Consider the following 24,058-nt stretch of genomic DNA (forward strand, 5'->3'; position numbering starts at 1 on the left):
TCAAAGCGGGTGCAAAACTAAAACTTCTTTTTGTTTCTCGCAAGAAAAATTTGAAAAAATTTGAAACTTTTTTTTCGCCTCATTTTATCGTTTTTCTTGCCAGTCTTTCAAGGAACTTTCCGTGTTTTGCGGGGTGCAAATGTAATACCCGTTTTCCAATCCCGCAAGCTTTTTTAAATCTTTTTTTGAAAATAAATTTTCAGTTCTCATTTAAACCCTTGTCAGTATTTCGGTGAACGTCTTTCGCTGTTGCGGGTGCAAAAGTACCACCTTTATTCAGTTAAACAAGCTTTTTTATTCTCTTTTTCTGCCCTTTTTTTGATCTTTTTCTTAACTCGCTGATAACAGATTATTTACATATTCATTTTTTTCTCTTCCCTGTCAGGTTTTTCTTCGTTATCATGCGGTTTCTTTATTTTTAGGCGCTTTTCAGCCATCCGTTTTGAGGAGTTTTCAGCTTTTCATGCTCTTTTATGAACAGAAATCAGGATTTCGGAGCCTGCTTCCCTGCCGGTTTTCTTTTGCAATCGCTTTTCCCTCGGGATATTTCTTCTGGAAACCCTTGCCCTAGCCCCGATAGAAGCGTAAATCCTTTTGTGCCGGGGTTCGCCGCAAAAAGATTGAAGCGGATAGCGGGAAATAGCTCCTGATCAAAAAAACAAACCCGACAGGTTTTGAAAATCTGTCGGGTTGTTTATTATTAAACATCTTCAATCATTAATCAAATCTTATAGCTTTGACAGGCGATATTTTCGTTATTAAATAGGAAGGAATTAATAGTACCAAAAAGCAAATTACGACGGTCAGCAAATTCAATGCTATTACGTAACCCCAATTTAAATATACTGGCGCTTGATTGACATAGTAATTTTCAGGATTGAGATGGACAACTCCAAATTGCTGCTGAATTAACAATATTGAAATCCCAATAAGATTCCCCCAGAACAATCCCCGAATAATTAAATAGAAGGCGTTATACAAAAATATCTTTCGGACGGCCCAGTTGTTTGCGCCCAATGATTTTAAAATTCCTATCATTTGTGTGCGTTCTAAAATCAAAACCAAAAGGGCCACCACCATATTTATAGTAGCAACTAAAATCATTACACCTAGAATTACTACTATATTGAAATCGAAAAGCTGGAGCCAATCAAAAATATAACTATACTTCTCTATAATCGTTTTTGTATCCAGACTTGATGACGTTGCTTCATAAATTTGATTACCCGTTTCCTTTATCTTGGTAAAATCTTTGACAAAAACCTCGAAAGCTCCAACTTGATCCGGAGCCCATTTATTGATTCGCTGTATATGCCGTATATCCCCTATTATATATGTAGCGTCAAAATCCTGAAATCCTGAGCTAAAAATACCCGCGATTTTAAATCGGCGGCTGTTTGGCATTTTTCCTTGCTCGTCTTTTATAAAAAAAGTATTAAAACTGTCTCCTAATTTTAAATTAAGTCTATCAGCAAGAAATCTGGAAATAATAACTTCTTCATTAAGCGACTTTGAGAAATCAGGTAAATTCCCTTCAACCAAATACTCTTTTATATTACTCCAATCATAATCTGCTCCTACTCCTTTAAAAACAATTCCCTCGAATGCATTTGAAGTTCTTATAATTCCGGCTTTAGTTGCAATGGCCTGAACATGGGTGACATCTGGAATCGATTTAAAATTGGGATAAAAATCCTGCTTTTTAGAAATTGGAACTAAAGTCACTTCAGAATTATTATTATCAAAGTTTGATATAATAACCTGACCATTGAAAGCAGATATCTTGTCACGTATTTTTTGCTGCAATCCAATTCCGGTCGCCACAGAAACCAACATCATAATTATACCAATTGCAATTGCCGAAATCGCAATTTTTATGATAGGTGCCGAAATACTGCTTTTATAATCTTTGGCAGTAATAAGTCTTTTGGCTATAAAATATTCTAAATTCAATTTAATGATGTTATATTGGTAATACCCACTGTTTATTTATTCAAAAATACATTTAAAAAATCAGAATCGAATTGCCGTAAAAAACAATTACGAAATATCTCGATTTATTATAACGGAAGCTTCTTTTTCATTTCCTCAACAATATTATACGCTGCCGGACATATTGCGACGTTCTTTAATGTCAAATCTGTAATCTGATAAAACTTCTTGCGATCTGTATGCGGAAATTCACGACATGCTTTTGGACGGACGTCATAAATCATACAATAATTTTCAGCATCCAAAAAAGTACAGGGAACGCTTTTTAATACATAATCTTTATCTTCATCAATTCTTAGGTATTGCTCTATAAATTGCTGTGGTTTTTGTTTAAAGGATTTCGAAATTCTTTCGATGTCGGCCAAAGTAAATAACGGTCCAGTCGTTTTACAACAATTGGCACACTGCAGACAATCCGTTTTTTTAAACTCAGCGTCATGCAAGTCCTGCATTACATAGTCTAAATTTTTAGGCTGTTTCTTTTTAAGCTTATCAAAATACTTTTTGTTTTCGATATGCTTATCTTTGGCTAACTTATTTAAGTTGTTTAAAATTTGCTTCAAGTTTAAAATTTAAAGTTGAACTGCAAAATTAAACAACTTTAAACTTGAAACCTTAATCTTTGAATTAAATTACGATGAAAGATCTTTTTGGGAAAGCGATGTTCGATTTCCAAACCAATAATGCACCAGAAGATATCATTACCGAAACTTCTATTTCTGAAGAAGACGAAATGAGTGTTTCCTATTTATTTCGTTCCTATAATGAAATGCCAAAACTGGAACAAAAAGCACTGCAATTATCTTTCGGGAAAATTTTAGATGTGGGCTGCGGTGCAGGAAGTCACAGCCTTTCTCTTCAAAACGACCGTAATTTAGATGTTACTTCGATAGATATTTCAGAAAAAGCAATCGAAACCTGTCAATTACGTGGTGTAAAAAATACCAAAGTTCAAAATATCCTAGATTTTGAAGGAGAGAAATTTGACACTATTCTTTTATTAATGAATGGAACCGGAATTTTTGGAAAACTAGAAAACTGCAACCAATATTTATCTAAATTAAAATCTTTATTAAATTCAGGCGGTCAAATTTTAATTGACAGTTCCGATATTATTTATATGTTTGATGAAGATGAAGACGGAGGTAAATGGATTCCGTCGGCTGATAATTATTATGGAGAATTAACCTTTACTATTTCTTATAAAGGTGAAAAAGAAGAATCTTTTGACTGGCTTTATTTAGATTACAATACACTTCAGAATGCTGCGATCGCAAATGGATTAAGATGTGAACTGATTTTAGAAGGCGAGCATTATGATTATTTAGCTAAACTTTCAATATAAGATAAAAACATTATAAAAATGGAAGAACTAGATTTAGAGAAATTAAAGTATCCTATTGGGAAATTTGTAATTCCTGACAGCTATTCGACTGAATACATTTCAAATAAAATTGAAGAAATAGCCTCTTTTCCAGAAAAATTAAAAAATGAAACCATTCATTTAACCAATGAACAGCTTGACACGCACTATCGTCCTGGAGGATGGACCGTGCGACAAGTAATTCATCATTGTGCTGAAAGCCACATGAATTGTTTCATCAGAATTAAGTGGGCTTTAACCGAAAATAATCCCGTGATAAAAGCATATGATGAAACTTTATGGAGTGAACTTCCTGATAATCTACATATGCCAATTGAGCCCACATTAAATTTACTAGAAGGGCTTCATTTTAGATTAGCTTACATCATGAAAAATTTATCTGAAAGTGATCTAGAAAAATCCTTTGTTCATCCTGAAAATAATTCTGAATTAAAATTAAAACAAATTATCGGAATGTACGCGTGGCATTCTAATCATCATTTAGCGCATATCACTAATTTAAAGAATTTTAAAAACTGGGACTGAAAAATTCCCTTGTTATTAAACTTATTAAAAAGAAAAATCTCTTCAAATGAAGAGATTTTTCTTTTATGGTATATTCAAATATTTATGTGTTTGAAGAGAAACCCGCCATTTCGGATTATTCATTACATAATCAACAATCAGCGGAGTCATTTCTTCTTTTTTACTCCATTCTGGTTGCAAAAACAAAATTGCATTGTCATTCACAAGTTCAGCTTGCTCTTCAGCAAAAATAAAATCGTGTTTATTATAAATAATCACTTTTAATTCATGCGCATTATCATAAACTGTTTGAGTCGGCAATTTATTTTTTTTAGGAGAAAGACAAATCCAATCCCAAGTTCCGCTCAAAGGATAAGCTCCTGACGTTTCAATATGAACTTTTAGATTTTTATCTTTTAACTGCTTTGTAAGCAAAGTCATATCCCATGTTAACGGTTCGCCTCCTGTTATCACAACTGTATCAGCGTAAGCTGAAGCATTTTTAACAATTAATTCAGTACTTGTTGGCGGATGCAGTTCTGCATTCCAGCTTTCTTTAACATCACACCAATGGCATCCCACATCACATCCTCCAATTCTAATAAAGTATGCGGCAGTTCCCGTATGAAAGCCTTCTCCCTGAATGGTATAAAACTCTTCCATCAAAGGCAACATCGCTCCTTTATTAACTTCTAATTGTATTTCTTTTGTTAACATTATTCAATTTTAAAGTGCAAAGATAGTCATTTCTTTACGGAACAAAAAAAACCGACAGTTTATAGAACTGTCGGTTTTATAATTAGTTCGAAAACTTATATTATTTTAAAGCTTTTACAGATTTAGCTGCATAATCATTCGTTGGGTCTAAAACTAAAGATTTATTAAAATATTCAATTGCTTTAGCTTTATCTGTATTAGCATAAGCAGCACCAATACTGTTGTAAGATTCAACTATTTTTTTAACTGTTGCAGGTTTAGCTAATTCTTCAGCACCTTTTGCAGTCGTTTTAGCAATATACTCTTCGTAGTTTTTGATAATTAAATCATCTTTCTCTAACAAGTTGTTGATTCTTCCTTTGTATAAGTAAGCCTCGTCATAAGTTGGAGAAGCTACAAGAACTCTGTCAAAAGCTGCATCAGCTTTAGTCAAGGCAGCAGCATCAGCAGCTCCGTTAGCTTTATTTGCATTTGCATAGTATAGTGAAATACCATAATATACATTATCATTCAAATAGTTTTTCTGATCTGCATTAGTTGCGCTTAATTCATAGATAGCAGCAGCTTGGTTGTATTGTTTTTTAGTAAACAATTCTTTACCAAAATCTCCAAGATCTTCAACTGCTAATGGCTCCATAGCAACTGCTTTTTTAATATCTGTTAAACCTGCTTCAAAAGCAGAAGGTTCAACAACACCGTCAGCAGCAGTACCTTTTTTAATTTTTGCAAAACCTAAGTATAAGTAATCTTTAGCAATAATTTTGTTACTTGGAACTTTAATGTAATCCTCTAATGATTTAAGAGCTACATCAATATTTCCATTTTCATATGCAGAATAACCTAAATATCTGTAAATTCTAGGATTTACTTTATCCTCAGCAATCATTTTATTAGCAACAGTTTCTAAACTCTTATAATCTTTAACCAAGATCAAGAAATCTGCGTGACGCATTTTAGAATCTAAAGAGTAATCTGTCAAACTTAAGTATTTCTCATAGTTTGTGATCGCATTTTGCAAATTAGTTTTTGCTGTAGAAGGTTTATTTCTTGCCCATTTGTAATATGTTTCAGCTAATTCTCTATAAACTGGACCATAACTAGCGTTTAATGCAATAACTTCATTGAATGCTTTGATCGCTTCATCATAAGATTTAGCTCCTTTAAGTAAAACTCCTAATTGCATTTTAGCTCTTAAAAGTGTTGGATCTGCAGTAAAAGCATCACGGTAAGCTTTATAAGCGTCGTTTTGGTTGTTTGCTCCATAATAAGCATCACCAATAGCCAATAAAGCAGTTGCATTTTGCGGTTCAATTGCTAAAGCACGTTTTAAACTAGCAATAGCACCATTATAATCAGGATTATTTGAATTAGTGTAAGCTTTACCAATGTAGATATATTCATCAACATCTTTACGCTTCATATCCTTAGTTGCTAAACCAAAATTAGCTTGAGCAGATGCAGCATTTTTACTGTCAAGATCAATTTGACCTAATCCGATATAATTAAGGTTTTTTCTGTCTGATGCTTCTAATCCATTTAAATAATAAATCTTCGCTGAATCGATAACGCTTTGATTTAAATAGATGTTTCCTAAAACAAAATTAGCCTCTCCATCTGAAGGTTTCGCTTTGATGATTGACTTAAGCAATGATTTTGCCTTTTGAAATTGCTCAGCATCAATTGCTTTTTTTGCTTCTTTGATATCTTGCGCTTTTGCAACAGTAGCAGATGCAACTAAGGCAAGACTAAAAATTTTAAATTTATTCATCTTTGTCGTAATTAATTTATTCTTTATCTTTTAAAATTTGGGTTCTAATATTAAGCTTTCTGCTTGGCGTTTTTACTGGCATTAATCCAGATTTCAACACTATTCTCTGACCAATCTCGCCAGCCATAAAGGAAGCGAGTCCCATTCCCAGCCCATTATACCCTTGACAGTTTATAATAAACAAATCGCGTGCCAAAGGGTATTTATTTAATGCAATGTCAGTTTGAGTTGGACTATAATAATTATCATCTTTTAAGCCTTTAACGCTTAAAACATTGATTTTTTTTATTGTCTCGCTCATATTTGGAGAAGGTTGATAAAGCCAGTTAACACCAACTATACCAATCATTCCGTCATTTTCAGAAACAAATTTAATAACTTCATCATTGGTTTTAAAAGAAAATGCTCCAGTTGCTGGAATATCTTTCACTTTAGCCAATTCCTTCATATAACGCACCGTACTAGAATTAGGATTATCAAAAACAAGTCCTTTTATTCCTGTATCTTTTTTACCCTGCATAAAATCAATTACAGACTTCAACGCAATTAATGTGTCATTATTGCTTTTGTTTGAAATTAAAGCAATTGCATCAATAGCAAAAGGAGTAACTCGAGGATTAATTTTACTTTTATCAAACCTTTTCAGTTCCTCAGCAGTCAGATTACGTGCTGTTACCGCAACTTTAGTTTTTTTATTCAACAAATCATTGATAAGTTCAACTTCAGACTTTGGTTTAGCCGTAATTTTAGCATCATAGTAAGTTCCTTCAAAAACAGCAACCTGATCATCTACGATTGGCTTTACCGTTTCATCAACTGTAATATCAAGCGATCCTTTTAAAATTGTTTCCTTTGATTCATTCTTGTTTTTTTGGTTGCACATCACAAACAAAAAGACAAAAACAATCAAACCAAAAACTTTACTATACTTTAACATACTAGTCCGTATTAGAATTAATTAATCTTAGGAAACGTATTGCTGAATAAACAATCAACAATCCACCAAAAGCATATCTGTATTTAGGTTCCATATCTAAAGGAAGCTTTTCCCAAAACATAATCATTAAACCCAGCACAAGATATATTAAAAAAAACAGTATTCCTAAAACAAGAAGAAATCGCTCTTTGAGCGATTTCTTCTGAATATTATTAAGCATATCTTTTAACATTATTCTGCAGATTGAATAGTAATAGGAAGAGAGTAAAGTACCCTAACTTTTTTACCATTTTGCTCGCCAGGAGTCCATTTTGGACATTTTTTAAGAACACGAATTGCTTCTGCTCCTGTACCGTAACCGATATCCCTTAAAACTTTAATGTCGGTTAATGAACCGTCTTTTTCAACTACAAACGTAACGTAAACTTTACCTTTTAAACCTTCTTCTTCTGGAGTTTTGTAATTATTTCCTACGAACTTGTAGAATTTATCAATTCCTCCAGGGAAATCTGGTTTTACTTCGATACCAGCTGTGTTATATACTTGGTTATCTTCTTCTACTACTGCAGCAGTTCCAGTACCTACTGGCTCATCAACAGTTAAAACTGCATCTGGATCTCCTTTAATAGTTTCAGAACCAACTTTTTTATCTTTAAGATCTTCAATTTTTGGAGGATCTTCAGTAACCTCATTTGCCTTAGCAACAACCGGTTTCACAAACTTCACCTGATCCACTTTTGGTGGTGGCGGTGGTGGTGGCGGTTCATTTGGTTTTACCTCTTCTTTTTTCTTAGGAGGTAATTTAACAGTCGCGATCTTAATATCTTTATCTGCATCATCTGCACCAGAATCTGGCAAGAAGCTAGCAATAAGAGGAGCTGCTACAGCAAAGCCAAAAATGATCGAACCAATAACAAGCGCTTTAACCGTAGTTTTGCTGTTCGATTTTCTTAACTCATATGCACCATATATCTTATTACGTCCTTCGAATACGATATCAAGCCACTGATTTTTTATAATATCTAATTTCATTTTTCTTGATTATTAGGATGTTCAAACAAGATAACTCTTATTGTTTATCTATTAATTTTGTTTCCTCAGGACTAAACTCAGGAACAATAGCATAAGTATCAACTCCAGCAATCGCCATTTCATCCAACATATCAACTAAATTTTTGTAAGTTGATTTTTTACTTGGTTTAATAATAACGATAATTCCATTTTTAGGTTTCCCTTGAGCAGCAGAATATGCTAAAACAGATTTTTTTCTACTAAGAACTTCTCTACGGATACCATCTTTACCATATTTGATATCTTTAGGCCCCGCAATTGGTGACGCTAATAATCCCATATAATAAACCATCTTATTATTCTCTCCTAACATCACTGTCATCGTACGATTTTCGTCTACTTTGATATCTTTATTCTTAGTAGGGTCTTCATCTTTATCTGGCAATGATAAATCCATCGATTTAGGTTTTGACAACGATGTGGTTAACATAAAGAACGTGATCAATAAGAATGCCAAATCCACCATCGCCGTTAAATCGACTTTCGAATTTTGCTTTTTACTTCTTACTTTGCCACCTTTTCCGCCACCACCGTCGCCGGTATTTAATTCAGCCATTTTAGTGTATCTTTTTTAATTAAAAGTCTTTTCCTCTCGTACCTGTAACTAAGTTAAAAGTATTGATTTTCTGATCTTGTAAAATATCCATAATCTTTTTGATTTGTGGATATTGTTCTTTAGCATCTCCTTTTATTGCAATCTCTAATTCTTTATCCTCAAGGTCAATTGCAGCTCTTCTTGAAACCAAAAGCCACTCTTTTAATTGATTGTCCAAAGAATCGGTTGGAATTCCAGGCTGATTTGCTTTAGTTCTATCAGCAGCTTTCATATCGATAATTTGTTTTAAACTTGTTACTGGAACACCGAAGTCATCCATTAAAGCAAATTTAGCTTTATCATCTTCTGAAAAATTCACGCCGAATTTTGCACCCATCCCTTCAAGAGTTCTTTTACGAATCTCTCTTCCTTTGATGTCAAAAAACACTTTAGTTTTCCCGTCTGCACCTTTACCTATTGTAATAATTGCCAAATTAGAATCTGGTAATTTATGTTCTACAGTAGAAGCAGGCATATCTACAGGAAGTGCTTCTGGCACCTTAGCAGTAGCGGTCAAGATAAAGAACGTAAGCAAAAGGAACGCAACATCACACATGGCAGTCATATCTGTCGATGTTGACTTCTTTTTCATTTTTATTTTAGCCATTATCTTTTATTTTATTTTGATATAATTAATCGTAATTATTAATATCAAAAATTAATTATTGTTTCAAACTTCCTCTGAATTTTCTGTAAGTGTTAACGATTGTAGTACCAGCCTCATCGATAGAGTAAGTTAAATCGTCAATTTTAGCAGTAAAGAAGTTGTAAGAGATGATCGCCATAACTGAAGTAGAGATACCTGTTGCAGTGTTGATAAGTGCCTCAGAAATACCAGTTGCAAGAGCAGCTTGATCTGGAGTTCCAGCAGAAGCTAACGCACCAAACGCTTTAATCATACCTGATACTGTTCCTAATAATCCTCCTAATGTACCTAAAGATACTAAAGTAGAGATAATAGTCATATTTTTTTCTAACATTGGCATTTCTAATGAAGTTGCCTCTTCGATTTCTTTGTGGATTACTTCAGAAGCTTCTTCACTGTTGAATCCTTCTTTTTTAACGTCTTGGTATTTAATCAAAGCAGATTTAATTGCGTTTGCAACTGAACCTTGTTGTTTGTCACATGAAGCGATAGCAGCCTCGATGTTTCCTTCTTTGATACTTGCTTGAACACCTTTCATGAATTTATCTAAGTTAGCTTTTCCAGCTGCTTTACCGATAACAATGAATCTTTCAATAGAAAAAACAACAACCATTAAAAACATACCTAATAATACTGGTACAATAAATCCTCCTTTATATACCATACCTAAGGTATTGATTGGGTGACCTGTTTCAGGATTTCCACCCTCAAAGTTTGCAGGAGACCCCATGATTACTTTCCAAATAAACACCCCAACTACGATACACGCTGCAATAATGATTCCAGTGATCATTCCTCCTCCATTTGAAGTGCTTTCTTTTTTAACTTTAACGTTTGCCATTTTTTTTAATTTTAATAGTTTTAAATAATTTTTATTTTTTAGTTATATTTAACTTGTAGAGGAGCAAATTTATACGTTTAGTTTAAATAAAAAAACTTTTTTTAATTTTATTGAAGGAAATTTAACGTCAATTTAAAAAATATCTCATTAAATTGCTGACATCATTTTTTTGATAAAACAAAAAAAGGGTCGAATAGTAAAAAAATTACAACGTTTTAGTAAATATTCAATTAATCCATTGAAATCTTCTTAAAAAGCTGCGAATATTTTTTTTATATCATTTTCAATCAAAAAAAGCATTTTCTTACTAAAAAAAATAACAGTTATTTGTTAAAAAACGAAGCAAAACTCTTATAATCATCTAAATTACAAATAAAAACATGAATAAAAAAGATAATTTTATACAAGACATAAACAATGGTTATATTTCTAAAGGCGACAGCATCACTTTAGGAAGTGCAATGCTGGATGGAGAAGCAATTCCTGAAGCTCACGTAAAAATCCCTTTGAAAACCTTAAACCGCCACGGCCTTATTGCGGGTGCAACAGGAACAGGAAAAACAAAAACAATTCAGGTTTTCTCTGAACAGCTTTCTAATGCTGGAATCCCTGTATTAATGATGGATATTAAAGGAGATTTCAGCGGTATTGCAAAAGAAGGCAAAGAGCAAAGTTTTATTACAGAACGCCACGCTAAAATGAACATACCTTATAGTATAGCTTCATTTCCCGTTGAACTGATGTCACTGTCTAAACAAAACGGAGTTAGACTGCGTGCAACAGTTTCTGAATTTGGGCCTGTATTATTTTCAAGAATTTTAGATTTAAATGACACACAGGCTGGCGTTGTGGCAGTTATCTTTAAATATTGTGATGACAATCAAATGCCATTGCTTGATTTAAAAGACATTAAAAAAGTCATTAATTATATAACCGAAGAAGGTAAAGACGAAATCGCAGCTAGTTATGGCAAAATATCAACTGCTACAACAGGAACAATTTTGAGAAAAATCATCGAACTGGAACAACAGGGAGGCGATATATTTTTTGGCGAATTGTCTTTTGAAACAGATGATTTGATGCGAATTGACGAAAACGGAAAAGGCTACGTAAATATCATCCGCTTGACGGATATTCAGGACAAGCCTAAATTATTCTCTACTTTCATGTTAAGCCTTTTAGCTGAGATTTACCAAAAGATGCCGGAAAAAGGCGATGCGGAACAACCTGAATTAGTGATCTTTATTGACGAAGCGCATTTAATTTTTAACGAAGCCAGCAAAGCCTTATTAGAACAAATTGAAACTATTGTAAAACTGATCCGCTCAAAAGGTGTTGGCGTTTATTTTGTAACACAAAACCCAATGGATGTTCCGAGCGGTGTTTTGGCGCAATTAGGTTTAAAAATCCAGCATGCCCTTAGAGCTTTTACAGCAAATGACCGCCAGGCAATTAAGAAAACGGCCGATAATTACCCAACATCAGATTATTACCAAACCGATGAATTGCTGACAAGCTTAGGAATTGGAGAAGCTTTAGTGACTGCGCTAAACGAAAAGGGAATTCCGACACCGCTTGTTGCCACGATGATGCGTGCGCCTATGAGCCGAATGGATATTTTAACTGATGACGAAATTGAAGAAATTAACGGAAAATCAAAATTAGTTAAAAAATACAATGAGGAAATTGACCGCGAAAGTGCCTACGAAATTCTGAATAAAAAAATAGAAGAAGCGAATCAGGCCGCAGTAGAACAACAAGAACAAGCACCGGAAAAATCTTCAAAAACTGGACCAAGTACGACGGAAGTAGTTACAAAATCAGTTTTAAAAGTGGTGACAAGCGCTACTTTTATAAGAGGTGTTTTTGGCGTTTTGACCAAAATCTTTAAAAAGTAAAACTTTTAAACCATATAAGTTATATAAGTTCATTTCACTTTAAACAGCAAACCCTACAGATTTTAAAATCTGTAGGGTTTTATTATTCATTATATTTACTTATATAACTTATATGGTGTAAAAAATTTATGCCTTTTCCAACAACGCAAGAATCTTATTTTCAACTTCTGGCGTATCCCAGATGTTTTCAATGTTGTCAAGTTTTAGAACTTCTTCCATAATTCCGTTTTGGAAGTCTCCAATTGCCAAAGCTTCGGCATAAGGACGATCGCTAAAAGTAACTCGGCTGTAAAGCGGAATCCATTTATCAGGGTGTTTATCCGAAAAGATCTTTTCTATTTTCTTTTGCAATAAGAATTTTTCATCGGCAGTTTTTGTACTCATTTCCATGAAATTGCGATACGAAAGCTCTGCAATTGCATCAGCATTTGGTTTTCTTGAGATCTGATATTCCGAAAATATTTTTTTCCAGTTGTCTTGGTACTTTTCAATCATTTCGCTCAAAACCGTAATATCTTCAAAACCTGCATTCATTCCTTGCCCATAAAACGGAACTATAGCGTGGCAGGCATCTCCAATTAAAGCAATTTTATCTTCAAAAGTCCACGGAAAACATTTCATCGTTACCAAAGTACTGGTTGGGTTCTTAAAGAAATCATTTGCCAGTTCCGGAATCACTTCTATAGAATCTGGGAAATTTTTCTCGAAGAAATCTTCCACCATTTTTCGGTCGGTCAAGGATTCAAAAGAATTCTGCCCTTCAAAAGGCATAAATAAAGTACAAGTAAAACTTCCGTCAAGATTTGGAAGCGCAATTAACATGTATTCACCTCTTGGCCAAATATGAAAAGAATTTTTATCTAATTTATGCGTTCCGTCTGGATTTGCCGGAATATTCAATTCCTTATAACCCATATTCAAAAATTCCTGCGAATAATTGAACATACTTTGGCGCTGCATTCTATGGCGGATTCTCGAAAAAGCACCATCGGCACCAAAAACCATATCATATTTTCGTTCTTCCCACTCGCCTCTTTCGCTTTCGCCAATGTGCAAAGTCGCATCAGTTAAAGTTACATCCCAAATTTTCTGCTCAAAATGAAACTCCGCTCCTGCTTCTTCAGCAAGATCGATCATTCTTCGGTTCAACTTTCCTCTCGAAATAGAATAAATCGATTCGCCTTCCTGACCGTAATTCTGAAAATTCAATTTATCGACTAAATGAATCGCACGTTTGTCCATTGGAATAGCAATTTCGCGAACCGACTCACCAACACCAACAGCGTCCAGCGCCTTCCAGCCACGGTTAGACATAGCAAGATTAATAGAACGTCCGGAAAAATTTATTTTGCGAATATCAGGGCTTCGATCATAAACATGAACGGTATGGCCTGCTTTTTTAAGATAAATTGCCAAAAGTGATCCTACAAGTCCAGAACCAACAACAGCAATTTTGAGTGAAGTTTGCATCAGGGAAAATCTAATATATAAGGTCGTAAAAATAAGTAATAATTATACAACAGCTTTAAAATAAAGGAAATATTTAACCATTTTCGTCATATTTAATTGGGCATGACCCCGCCGAAAAAAGCGGGGTCGGGCTATCCGCTATATTCCCGATTAACAAAAACTACGGCTAAAAGCCTTGTTTTTCTAAATCGGGAGATGCCGCTTCTATCCCTCATGCAAATCCGTTTTCATAACAAATTCTGGTTTTTATAGATTTATTAGAAATGCGAAAAGGCTTATTTTCGCTAAAGATAATCTCGCAAAGTTTTTTTTTGTCATTCTGACGGAGGAAGGATCACACTCGAAACTCCGCACAGAGAATCACCAATCTTTGTCGAATTACTAGTGTGATCCTTCCTCCGTCAGGATGACAAGATTGCGCTAAAAAAACTTTACTTTAATGTCTTTACAGACAACCTCTAATCAAACAAAAACCATGAATAGCAAACTATTACAATCAGAAATCATCCTAGAAAACGAAAAAGTTTTATTACTTCCTTTTGAAAACGAAAGAAACATCGAACTCAAAGAAATAATCTTCAACGATGAAATTTGGAAGTATATGGGAATGTATGTTCGCAACGACCATGATTTCGAAAATTACATTCAAAATACTTTAAAACAAAAAGCAGACGGAATTTGTTATCCTTTCCTTATTATAGATAAAGCTACAAACAGAGTTGCCGGAAGTACGCGTTATGGATATTTAAATCATGCGAGCCAAAAATGCGAAATTGGCTGGACTTGGTACGGAAAAGATTTTCAGGGAACCGGATTAAACAAAGCCTGTAAATATGAATTATTGAATTTTGGCTTTGAGAAAATTCAATTTAGAAGAATCCAATTCAGCGCTGATCTTGAGAATTTAAAATCACAAAGAGCTATTGAAAAACTAGGAGCATTAAAAGAAGGCGTTTTTAGAAATAATTATATTGATTCTGAAGGAAAAAGTAAAGATGATGTTTACTACAGTGTTATTTTAGAAGAATGGCAGAATACTAAACGAGTTTATTTTGGGGAGTTTATTTAGATATTATAGTAATAGAAAAAATCTTACTTTAGTCTAGATTTTAAGATTGCAAAAAAACACAAAGACAAACCCTAAAAATGAACCTCTACTCAGAATATTATGTAAAGCAAAAAGCTGAACGGTTCGTCAATAAAATTTGGTGCCTGGACAACAGCATCGGCGAAAGCCCGATTGAAAATAAACTCGTTTTGCCAAACGGCTGTTTTAATCTTGCTATTGTTTCTGGAAACGCAATCGAAGTTCATACGAGTAAAAACAAATACGAGATGAACAAAGGCATTTACTTTTGTTCGCAAATGACCAATAAAGTTTTGGTGAACATCAAGCCAAAAACCAAGGTTACTATAATACAGCTTCATACTTGGACGCTTTCGATGTTTCCAAAATATGATTTGAGCAATTTTACCGATTCGATTATCAAAATTAATCCCGAAGAACTTCCATTTCAAATTCAGATTGATGCTACAATTGAAATTTTATTAAATACTGTTAATGTCTATTTTGAGGAATTAGCGGCTTTACATTCGGAGAAAAATGTAATTGAAAAGATTTGTGAAATCATTAAAAATCAGGATTCAGCAATTTCAGTTTCGGAAATTAGCTCCGCATTTAATTCTTCACAGCGATTATTACAGATTAAATTTAAAAATGCTACCGGACTTACCATTAAAAAGTACATTCAGATTCTAAAATTCAGAAAATCAGTCGATCAAATGATCAATTCTGATATAGAGAAATTAAAACTGACCGATATTGCGCTTTACAACAAGTATTTTGACCAGTCGCATTTTATAAAAAAATTCAAAGACGTTACCAAAACAAGTCCAAAAACATTCAATCCCGATTCGTACTTTCTTTCGCAAAAAAGATAAGATTTCGCTTTTGTACAATTTTCATAATTTTGATTACCTTAATATTGCAAAATCATTCATCATCAATCAATTATCAAAATGAAAATCACCAATCTTGTTTCTTCTTATTTAAAAATCTTATTAGTTGGAATCTTATTTTTCAATAATCAAACTGGATTTTCTCAAGAAGAAAAAAACTCAGAACTGTACAAAATCATTATGTCGCGCGACAGTCTTCTTTTTAATGTTGGTTTCAACACCTGCGACATCACTCAATTTGAAAATTTATACAGTGATCAATTCGAATTCTTTCACGACAAAGACGGCACATCGAATAAAGCAGAATTTTTAGAGAGTTTTAAAAAAGGTTTATGCGGTTCTCCCGCAACTTATAAATGCCGGAGAGAATTAGTTGACGGAAGCTCAAAAATTTATCCGTTATATAAAAAAGGTGTTTTATATGGTGCTGTTCAAACAGGAATTCATCAGTTTTATGAAAATACTGCGGCTAAAAATGAACCTCTGCAACAGAAAAACGAAAAATTAGTTGGCAAAGCTCGATTTACTCATGTCTGGGTTTTGGAAAATAATATCTGGAGATTAAAAAGATCTTTAAGTTACGATCATTTGGCTGTAAATGCTTCTGAGGAAAAAACTAATCTTTTTGACAATGAGCAAGAAACCGAAAAATGGCTGAAAGAAAATAATATCCCAACTTTAGGAATCGGAATTATTGCGGACGGAAAACTAAAACAGGTAAAAGTTTTTGGCGAACTAAAAAAAGGCGTTCCGGCACCATATAATACCATTTGGAACGTTGCTTCTTTAACAAAACCTGTAACCACAATTGTGGCTTTAAAATTAGTAAGTTCAGGAAAATGGGATCTTGACGAACCGCTTTACAAATATTGGACAGATCCAGATATTGCAAATGATCCTAACACAAAACTCTTAACAACAAGAATCGTCTTAAGCCATCAAACAGGTTTTCCAAATTGGAGATACATGAATAAATCTGGGAAACTAGATTTTAAATTCAAACCTGGAACGCAATATCAATATTCTGGAGAAGGAATGGAATATCTGCGAAAAGCTTTGGAGAAGAAATTCAAAAAAACCTTAAATCAATTGGCTTCAGAATTAATTTTTGAACCATTGAAAATGAATGATACTCAATATATATGGAATGACAAAGTAGACATTTCGAGGTACGCTGTTAATTATGACAAAAATGGCAATTCATATGAACCAGTAAAAAACAAAACCGCAAACGCCGCCGATGATTTATTAACTACAATTCAAGATTACGGAACCTTTTTGTGCAGTGTCATGAACAGCGACGGTTTGAGCAAAAAAGTATTTGATGAAATGAATTCACATCAAGTACAGCAAAATAAAAAAGACAAATATTTTGGTTTGGGTTTTGAAAACTATGATTTTGGAAACGGAGAATATGCACTCTCGCACGGCGGTGCTGATCAAGGTGTTCAGACACTTTTCTTTTTGCTTCCAAAAACAAAACAAGGTCTGATCATTTTCACCAATGTTGATGATGGCTATAAAGTTTATGAAAAACTGTTATTGCATTATTTGGGAGAAAACGGGCAAAAACTAATTGATATCGAAAAGAAGTAAACTTTTAATTTTCAAAGTCATGGTAAAATTAATTATTCTAATTCTAATGCTTTTAAGCAAAATTTTATAAATCCAAAATACTGATTGCAAGTAAAAAACGAATCGTTAGTTAGGGAGCATAAACCGCTAAAATTACTTTTAAGTTTATGCTCAGATTCGTTTGGATTTAAAATAAAATGAAAAAATTTGATTGTTATTGAAACCAAATGCTAATTCAGTCGTCTAACAATTTAAACACCTCAATTTATTCAGATAAAAAAATCGTAATTTCGATTTAAATAATTGAATATCTAATTGTTAGAAGTTTCAATCATCAATCAAAAACGAATCATTTATTAATCCAAAAACCATAAGCAGCAATCATTATGAAAAAATCAATCAAACTAATTGTTTTTTGCGCCATTTTACAGCTCTTTTCACTGAGCACTTTTGCACAAAACAAAGCCAAACAAATTGAACAGCTTTTAGCCAAATACAATGAATACGGACAATTTAACGGCTCGGCTTTAGTTGCCGAAAACGGAAAAGTAATCTTCAAGAAAGGTTTTGGCTCTGCCAACTTCGAATGGAATATTCCGAATCAAACAGATACAAAATTTAGATTAGGATCAATTACCAAACAATTCACAGCCCTTTTAATTGTGAAATTAGCTGAAGAAGGGAAACTGAAACTAGACGTTCCAATAACAACTTATTTGCCAGATTATCCAAAAGCAAACGGAGACAAAATAACCATTCATAATTTATTGACGCACACATCTGGAATTCCGAATTTTACCGCTTCGCCAAATTTTCTTAAAGATAAAAGCCGAAATCCCGTAACGCCGGAAGAATTTGTAAAAACATTTTCGAGTCTTCCATTGGAATTTACTCCAGGCGAAAAATTCAATTACAGCAATTCGGGTTATTTTTTGCTGGGCTATATAATCGAAAAAATTACAGGAAAATCATATGAGCAAAACTTACAGGAAACCATTTTTACACCTTTAAAAATGGTTAATACTGGCTATGACCATTCTGATTTAATTACAAAAAACAGAGCCGCAGGTTATGAAAAAAATGGCAATAACATCAGCAACGCTTCGTATATTGATATGAGTGTTCCTTATGCTGCGGGCTCTTTATATTCAACTGTTGAGGATTTATATCTTTGGGATCAAGCACTTTATACTACAAAACTGCTTTCGGAAAAATCTATAGAATCTTTATATAAGCCTTACATCAAAGCATGGGATGGTTTTTATGGATATGGCTGGTCTACCAGAGAAGTTGCAAACGGCGATAAAGGAAAACTAAAACTAATTGAACACGGAGGAGGAATCAATGGTTTTAATACCAATATTTCGAGAATTCCTGCAGATAAAGATCTGGTTGTTTTACTGAATAATACAGGAGGTACTATCTTAGGCGAAATAACCGATGGTATTCGTGCGATTTTATACAATCAGCCTTTTAATCAACCAAAAAAATCTCTGGCTTTGGATTTATTAGATGTTTATACTAATAAAGGCGTTGCTGCGGGAACAGAAACGTATAAAAAATTAAAAAATGATCCAACATATGCTATTAAAGAAGGCGATATGAACAGAGTTGGTTATCAATTATTACAATCTGGAAAGAAGAAAGAAGCCATTGAAGTTTTCAAAATTAATGTTGAAGCTTTTCCGAAATCAGGAAATACATACGACAGTTTAGGCGAAGCTTATTTAGCCGATGGAGACAAAAACTTAGCGATTGTCAATTATACAAAATCAGTTGAACTTGATCCAACAAATGAAGGCGGAAAGAAAGTACTAGAAGAACTTTCGAAAAAATAAACTGCTTAAATTTTCAAAAACTCCGATAAGACCGATTTAAAATTGGTTTTATCGGAGTTTTTTTGTTACAATTTCTAACATTCAAATTCTATGATTTATCTTTAAAAATGCTACTTTAGCCGCACCCAAAAACAACTAAAACGACCTATGAAAAATTTAAAAAAGTTCCGCTTTCTAACGGCATTTTTATGTCTGTTTATTTCTGCTAAATCTTTATCGCAAAATAATCCGCGTCCGGCAATGCCTACACAGCAAAACAAAATTATTGTTGACAAAATTGTCGAAGCAGTTCATTACAAAACTTATGTAATTGATTTTTGTTTGTCTAAAATTAATGAGGCTTCTGCCAAACAAGGCTGGAACGAACAAAAAGCAATGGAAATTACAGAAAGCATCAACTATAAAAATTTTAGAGATGCGATTTACAATTCTTTCGCTTTCTATGATGAAGTTGAATTAGAAACACTTTTAAAAGCTTACGAAAAAGACACTGCTTACCAAACTAAAAATGTAATGATTGCCAATAAAGTACTTGCTAATAATCTGAATATTTTTGCAAATGATATTGTATTAGGAAAGTATATTTCTAAGTAAAGATACTAAGATTCTAAGTTGCTAAGGTTCTAAGTTTTTTAAGCCTCAAAATCTTTGTCAAAGTTTAAAACTTTGACAAAGATTGTACAAGCCGAAAACTTGAAACCTGAAACTTGAAACTAATTTTTAGGTTTCAAAATTAATTTCGTCGATGTTTTTATAATCTCTTCTTTATTCAATTTCATTTTTCTGAATTTGCCTTCATTGTACATTATCGCCTGATCTTGGTAATGTTTGCTGAATGGATTTCCTGATTGTCCAGTTGGCAAAATGCTCCAGCTGTTTTCGATATCAGAGAAATCGACAATTCTTCTGGTTGAAGGTCCGCCTTTTACGTGGTATTTTCCTTCTTCGTTAAATCCGAAGAATAAATTATTGATCACTTCATTTGATCCCGGCGAATCAAACGGACCAACATTAAATAGTTTTCGCAAAGCAGCAATTTTTCCTAACGGATGTTCGTGCTCAACCGTATGAACTTTACCCCAATTCCAATCTGTAATGGTATTTCCTAATTGTTTTTGAAGCGCTGCAACAGCTTCATGAAATGATTTTGAAACAATAGCGGTTCTGGTTTCTTTTACATTTTTTGTTTTGATATTATCCCACCAAACCGAATTTTCATTAGCTACTTGTCTGGCAATAACTTGTTTCCCAATGTGTGTCCCTAAAAACAAATCGAAATTGTCTTTACCCATTTCGTCTTCAAAAGTATTTTTCATATACAGATAAATCCATTTGTTGTAAATCGTTGGTGCAACATCTTCAAGATTTGTTGTGCCTTTCCACGATTTTAAGACTTCAATAACTTGTTTTTCTTCGGCTGAAAGTTTGCTGTTATCCAAACTCGAAATCAAGTTTTGGGCCGTTCCCGGAGCAATTGGCGATGTATTATCATAAATCATTTTGCTGACTGCTTCTTTATCCCAATCCGATTTGGCATCCATCAAGCTTGAAATTCTTTTGGCACGGTCTTCTGGCAAATAATAACCTGGATACAAATAGCCATCTACCGCTTCCGGCTGATTATTAGCCGAATAAACGTAACCCCATTTCGGATTTTCTGAAGATGGATTTTTCGAAAAATCTAAATATTCTGTAATATCATCTTTTCCGCTTGTTCCGTCTAAAATTAAAAAGGTATTTACGCCTTTATTATGTTTATATAATTTTCCAGTTGCCCACCAAGCCACATTTCCTTTGGCATCGCCATACATTACATTCAATCCCGGCGCGGCTACTAACTGAACTGCTTTTCTAAAATCATCCTTGCTTTTAGCATGCGACAGTCCGTAAACAGCATCTAAAATCTGAATAGGTTCTCTCGTATACGTCCATGACATTGCAATTGGTTTTTTTCTGTCAAGATGCTCTAAAAAGTCGTTCATAATTGGCCCATGTCGGCTTGACTTTATTGTCAATACGACATCAGAGGTATCTTTTACTTTAATTGTTTTTTTTCTGATTTCGTATTTTCCAAAACCTGTCGGAGTTTCATATTGATTTGGGTCGCCGCCAAGAGTTCTTTCCTGATAAAAATCAATATCATCATTTTCAAACATCGTTAAACCATAAGCATAATCACGATTGTGTGCCAATAACGGAAACGGAGTTCCGGCTAAATAACAGCCATACAATTCGTGTTTTGGAGTTACGATATGCGCTTCGTACCAAGTTGCAGGCTGTGAAAACCCAATGTGTGGATCATTTGCAAAAATCACTTTTCCGCTTTTTGTTTTATGAGGTCCAGCAACCCAGCTATTACTGCCAATAAAAGGCGGAATTGGCGATTTATCTAACAACGCTGTAATCGATTTTGAAATTTCGGTATATTCTCCAATATTTTCTTTTGAGCTTTTAAGCTGTGTAGTATTGAATTCGCCTTCAATTCCTAAATCTTTCAAATATTCGACGCCATATTTATTGCGAATTTCGGTTAATAACGGATCCGTTTTTTGAGCCATTGCAAAACTAAAAGACATATATCCGAAGATATTATAAACATCTTTTATAGTGAATTTTTCCTTTTTAACTCCAACAAGTGTAAATTCAACTGGCGTTACACCTTCTTCCAAATATTGATTAATTCCGTCCAAATAAGCCTGAGTCAATTTATAACTCTCACTGTTTTTGTCCAATTTGGCAATGGCTTTCGCCGATGCCTCTTCAATACCAATTCCGGCAAAAAACTTATCATTTTTAAGTGCAACTGATCCGAAGATTTCAGCTAATCTTCCTGGCGCAATTCTGCGAAGCAATTCCATCTGCCATAATCTTTCCTGCGCGTGAACGTAGCCAAGCGCTGTCATCGCATCTTTTTCAGAATTGGCATAAATATGAGGAACTCCAAATTCATCAAAATAAACTGTAGTTTCTTTTTCAAGATTTTTCAATTGCAATTCCCCTTCATACTTGGGTTTTAAATGAAAAATATAAGCAAATAAAGCGATTGCAAGAACAACAATAAGCAATACTAAAACCAACAGAAATTTTTTGAATTTTCTCATATTTTGCAAAAAGTATAAACAATAAGGTTTGTAAAATGATGTAACCAAAAAAGAGAATAATGTAAAATCCCTCTCTTTTAAAACTCTAAATTTATGTATTTAAACAATACTATAAATGTCTATCTATAAAAAAATAGCAATTGGTGTAATTTCTCTTTTCTTTCTTTTAATTTTTGTCAATGTTGGCTTGAATTACTGGATAAAAAAACAGCTTCCAATTATTATTAACGAGAAAAACAAAACAGCTTACAATATTAATTATGAAAAGATTGAAGTTTCACTTTTCTCCCGAAATATCTCAGCACAGACATTATTAGTAAGTCCGAAAAACGCGCCAAAAGACAGCAAAAACGGGCTTTTTTCGAAAATCGAATCGATTACGATAAAACACTTCAATATTTGGGATTTGGCTTTTCGCGACATTATTCAAGCTGAAAGTATCATCATCAATAGACCACGCGTCATTTTATACAAAAAAGGAGAAAAATTACTGAACAACAGCAAAAGCATTAAAACTGAAATTGTGGATCCTTTCCGCAAAATTATTGCTGTTTCAAATATTTATTTAAATGACGGATCGATTGATGTTGTTTCTTTAGATACTGAAAAACCAATCTTCAGTATTAAAAAAATCATTCTGAAATTAGAAGGAATTTTAATAACGGATGCTACTTTAAAAGAGAAAATTCCTTTTCAATATAAAACCTATGCTTTAGTCTGCGATAGTTTATTTTACAGGCCGAGTACCTTTTATCATATCAATATCGGAAAAATTAGTACAGAGAAAAATTTTTTGAAAATCAATAATTTCTCGAATATTCCACAGTTCAACCGACGCGAATTCACGAAACGTCTTGAAAAAGAAAAAGATATTTATACCTTAAAATTCGACTCGGCTCACGTTCAAAAAATGGATTGGGGATTTAAAAATGATCGTTTTTATTTTAAAGCAAATTCGCTTGTAATCAATCATTTTAACGCCAATATTTATCGCGGAAAAATGCCAAAAGATGATTTGAGCAAAAAATACTTGTACAATCATTTATTGCGAAATATAAAGTTCCCCCTTCAGATCGACACATTGCAAGTTTTGAAATCGAAATTAGTGTATGAAGAAGAAATTGATTTTTCAAAAGGCCCCGGAATTTTAAACTTTGACAAATTCAATTTGCAGGCAACCAATCTGCGAAGCGGTTTTGGTTTGAAAAAAACGGATGATGTCAAAATTAAAGTGAAATGCATTTTCATGAAAACTTCGCCTTTAGATATTGATTGGAGTTTTAACGTTTTGGATAAAAATGACAGTTTTCATATTCAAGGCGTGATTTCGAATTTTGATGTTCAAGCGATGGGGCAATTCAGTAAGCCTTATATGAATGCTTCTTTTACTGGAGTTTTTAATAAATACCGATTTAATTTCTACGGAAATGATAATGTCTCAAAAGGAAATGCTTCTCTGGATTATGACGATTTAAAAGTAAAATTATACAAAAAGAAAGATCCTGAAAAAGAAGCCAAACTTAAATCGGCAATTGTGAATTTATTGGTCAAGAACGATTCAAGAGACAAAGCAAAAACCGCCGATGTTGAAATTGAAAGAATTCAGGAAAAATCATTCTACAACTTTTTATGGAGAAGCATTGCGGCATCTTTGAAGAAGATTTTGATATGATTTAACTCAAGTTATTCAGCACAATCTTGTCATTCCGAGGAACGAGGAATCTTCGCAAGTAGCTCCACAAAGTATTTCGACTTAATAAAT

General features: G+C 33.4%; 22 protein-coding genes. 10 read left to right on the forward strand and 12 right to left on the reverse strand.

Annotated elements, in window-relative coordinates; translation table 11 throughout:
- Window positions 1-236: hypothetical protein (locus tag GKZ88_RS22510; protein WP_230392528.1), on the forward strand; the 236-nt coding region annotated here is incomplete at its 5' end.
- Window positions 237-717: 481 nt separating this feature from the next.
- Here the strand turns inward: GKZ88_RS22510 and GKZ88_RS14935 are convergent.
- Together GKZ88_RS14935 and GKZ88_RS14940 are read right to left on the reverse strand one after the other, a co-directional pair.
- Window positions 718-1,953: an FtsX-like permease family protein gene (locus tag GKZ88_RS14935; RefSeq protein ID WP_155103162.1), complete on the reverse strand. Its 1,236-nt coding sequence runs from the start codon at window positions 1,951-1,953 to the stop codon at window positions 718-720.
- 107 nt (window positions 1,954-2,060) lie between these two features.
- Entirely contained in the window at window positions 2,061-2,555 is a 495-nt protein-coding gene (locus GKZ88_RS14940) for a YkgJ family cysteine cluster protein (RefSeq protein WP_133527315.1), read from the reverse strand.
- A 74-nt stretch (window positions 2,556-2,629) separates the two neighbouring features.
- Between GKZ88_RS14940 and GKZ88_RS14945 the strand changes: the two genes are divergently transcribed.
- Both GKZ88_RS14945 and GKZ88_RS14950 read left to right on the forward strand, forming a co-directional pair.
- Window positions 2,630-3,337 (forward strand): class I SAM-dependent methyltransferase, encoded by a 708-nt coding sequence (locus tag GKZ88_RS14945; protein ID WP_155103163.1) that lies wholly within the window; start codon window positions 2,630-2,632, stop codon window positions 3,335-3,337.
- Between the two features lie 18 nt (window positions 3,338-3,355).
- Window positions 3,356-3,901, forward strand: a complete 546-nt coding sequence (locus tag GKZ88_RS14950; protein ID WP_155103164.1) for a YfiT family bacillithiol transferase — start codon at window positions 3,356-3,358, stop codon at window positions 3,899-3,901.
- 63 nt (window positions 3,902-3,964) lie between these two features.
- Here GKZ88_RS14950 and GKZ88_RS14955 read toward each other — a convergent pair whose 3' ends face one another.
- From GKZ88_RS14955 to GKZ88_RS14990, 8 genes are all read right to left on the reverse strand, one after another.
- Entirely contained in the window at window positions 3,965-4,597 is a 633-nt protein-coding gene (locus tag GKZ88_RS14955; RefSeq protein WP_155103165.1) for a 7-carboxy-7-deazaguanine synthase QueE, read from the reverse strand.
- Between the two features lie 100 nt (window positions 4,598-4,697).
- On the reverse strand, window positions 4,698-6,365 hold the full coding sequence (locus GKZ88_RS14960; protein ID WP_155103166.1) for a tetratricopeptide repeat protein: 1,668 nt from the start codon (window positions 6,363-6,365) through the stop codon (window positions 4,698-4,700).
- 16 nt (window positions 6,366-6,381) lie between these two features.
- Window positions 6,382-7,302: a substrate-binding domain-containing protein gene (locus tag GKZ88_RS14965; RefSeq protein ID WP_155103167.1), complete on the reverse strand. Its 921-nt coding sequence runs from the start codon at window positions 7,300-7,302 to the stop codon at window positions 6,382-6,384.
- 1 nt (window position 7,303) lies between these two features.
- Entirely contained in the window at window positions 7,304-7,534 is a 231-nt protein-coding gene (locus GKZ88_RS22515) for a hypothetical protein (protein WP_133527309.1), read from the reverse strand.
- Window positions 7,534-8,334: an energy transducer TonB gene (locus tag GKZ88_RS14975; protein WP_155103168.1), complete on the reverse strand. Its 801-nt coding sequence runs from the start codon at window positions 8,332-8,334 to the stop codon at window positions 7,534-7,536. The genes GKZ88_RS22515 and GKZ88_RS14975 overlap by 1 nt, the downstream gene beginning before the upstream one ends.
- A gap of 37 nt (window positions 8,335-8,371) precedes the next feature.
- Complete coding sequence (locus GKZ88_RS14980; RefSeq protein ID WP_155103169.1) at window positions 8,372-8,929, reverse strand: biopolymer transporter ExbD; 558 nt, start codon at window positions 8,927-8,929, stop codon at window positions 8,372-8,374.
- A 19-nt stretch (window positions 8,930-8,948) separates the two neighbouring features.
- Complete coding sequence (locus GKZ88_RS14985) at window positions 8,949-9,575, reverse strand: biopolymer transporter ExbD (RefSeq protein WP_155103170.1); 627 nt, start codon at window positions 9,573-9,575, stop codon at window positions 8,949-8,951.
- 55 nt (window positions 9,576-9,630) lie between these two features.
- A complete protein-coding gene (locus GKZ88_RS14990; protein WP_155103171.1) occupies window positions 9,631-10,455 on the reverse strand; it encodes a MotA/TolQ/ExbB proton channel family protein in 825 nt (274 codons plus the stop codon).
- A gap of 380 nt (window positions 10,456-10,835) precedes the next feature.
- Here GKZ88_RS14990 and GKZ88_RS14995 point away from each other — a divergent pair, with 380 nt between their 5' ends.
- Window positions 10,836-12,353, forward strand: coding sequence for a helicase HerA-like domain-containing protein (locus GKZ88_RS14995; RefSeq protein WP_155103172.1), 1,518 nt, complete (start codon window positions 10,836-10,838; stop codon window positions 12,351-12,353).
- 126 nt (window positions 12,354-12,479) lie between these two features.
- Here the strand turns inward: GKZ88_RS14995 and GKZ88_RS15000 are convergent, their stop codons facing one another.
- On the reverse strand, window positions 12,480-13,823 hold the full coding sequence (locus GKZ88_RS15000; protein WP_155103173.1) for an NAD(P)/FAD-dependent oxidoreductase: 1,344 nt from the start codon (window positions 13,821-13,823) through the stop codon (window positions 12,480-12,482).
- Window positions 13,824-14,298: 475 nt separating this feature from the next.
- Between GKZ88_RS15000 and GKZ88_RS15005 the strand changes: the two genes are divergently transcribed.
- The 5 genes from GKZ88_RS15005 (at window position 14,299) to GKZ88_RS15025 (ending at window position 19,789) form a co-directional block, all read left to right on the forward strand.
- Window positions 14,299-14,892: a GNAT family protein gene (locus GKZ88_RS15005; RefSeq protein ID WP_155103174.1), complete on the forward strand. Its 594-nt coding sequence runs from the start codon at window positions 14,299-14,301 to the stop codon at window positions 14,890-14,892.
- A 77-nt stretch (window positions 14,893-14,969) separates the two neighbouring features.
- Entirely contained in the window at window positions 14,970-15,764 is a 795-nt protein-coding gene (locus tag GKZ88_RS15010) for an AraC family transcriptional regulator (RefSeq protein WP_155103175.1), read from the forward strand.
- A 78-nt stretch (window positions 15,765-15,842) separates the two neighbouring features.
- Window positions 15,843-17,378: a serine hydrolase gene (locus tag GKZ88_RS15015; protein WP_155103176.1), complete on the forward strand. Its 1,536-nt coding sequence runs from the start codon at window positions 15,843-15,845 to the stop codon at window positions 17,376-17,378.
- A gap of 365 nt (window positions 17,379-17,743) precedes the next feature.
- Window positions 17,744-19,195: a serine hydrolase domain-containing protein gene (locus GKZ88_RS15020; protein ID WP_155103177.1), complete on the forward strand. Its 1,452-nt coding sequence runs from the start codon at window positions 17,744-17,746 to the stop codon at window positions 19,193-19,195.
- Between the two features lie 147 nt (window positions 19,196-19,342).
- A complete protein-coding gene (locus tag GKZ88_RS15025) occupies window positions 19,343-19,789 on the forward strand; it encodes a hypothetical protein (RefSeq protein WP_155103178.1) in 447 nt (148 codons plus the stop codon).
- A 119-nt stretch (window positions 19,790-19,908) separates the two neighbouring features.
- Here GKZ88_RS15025 and GKZ88_RS15030 read toward each other — a convergent pair whose 3' ends face one another.
- Complete coding sequence (locus GKZ88_RS15030; RefSeq protein ID WP_155103179.1) at window positions 19,909-22,296, reverse strand: penicillin acylase family protein; 2,388 nt, start codon at window positions 22,294-22,296, stop codon at window positions 19,909-19,911.
- A 115-nt stretch (window positions 22,297-22,411) separates the two neighbouring features.
- On the opposite strand from GKZ88_RS15030, the gene GKZ88_RS15035 reads away from it, so the two are divergent.
- Window positions 22,412-23,968: a hypothetical protein gene (locus GKZ88_RS15035; protein WP_155103180.1), complete on the forward strand. Its 1,557-nt coding sequence runs from the start codon at window positions 22,412-22,414 to the stop codon at window positions 23,966-23,968.
- The last annotated feature ends 90 nt before the right edge of the window (window positions 23,969-24,058 follow it).

Origin of the sequence: Flavobacterium sp. LC2016-01 (assembly GCF_009711135.1) — a bacterium.
Classification (GTDB): domain Bacteria; phylum Bacteroidota; class Bacteroidia; order Flavobacteriales; family Flavobacteriaceae; genus Flavobacterium.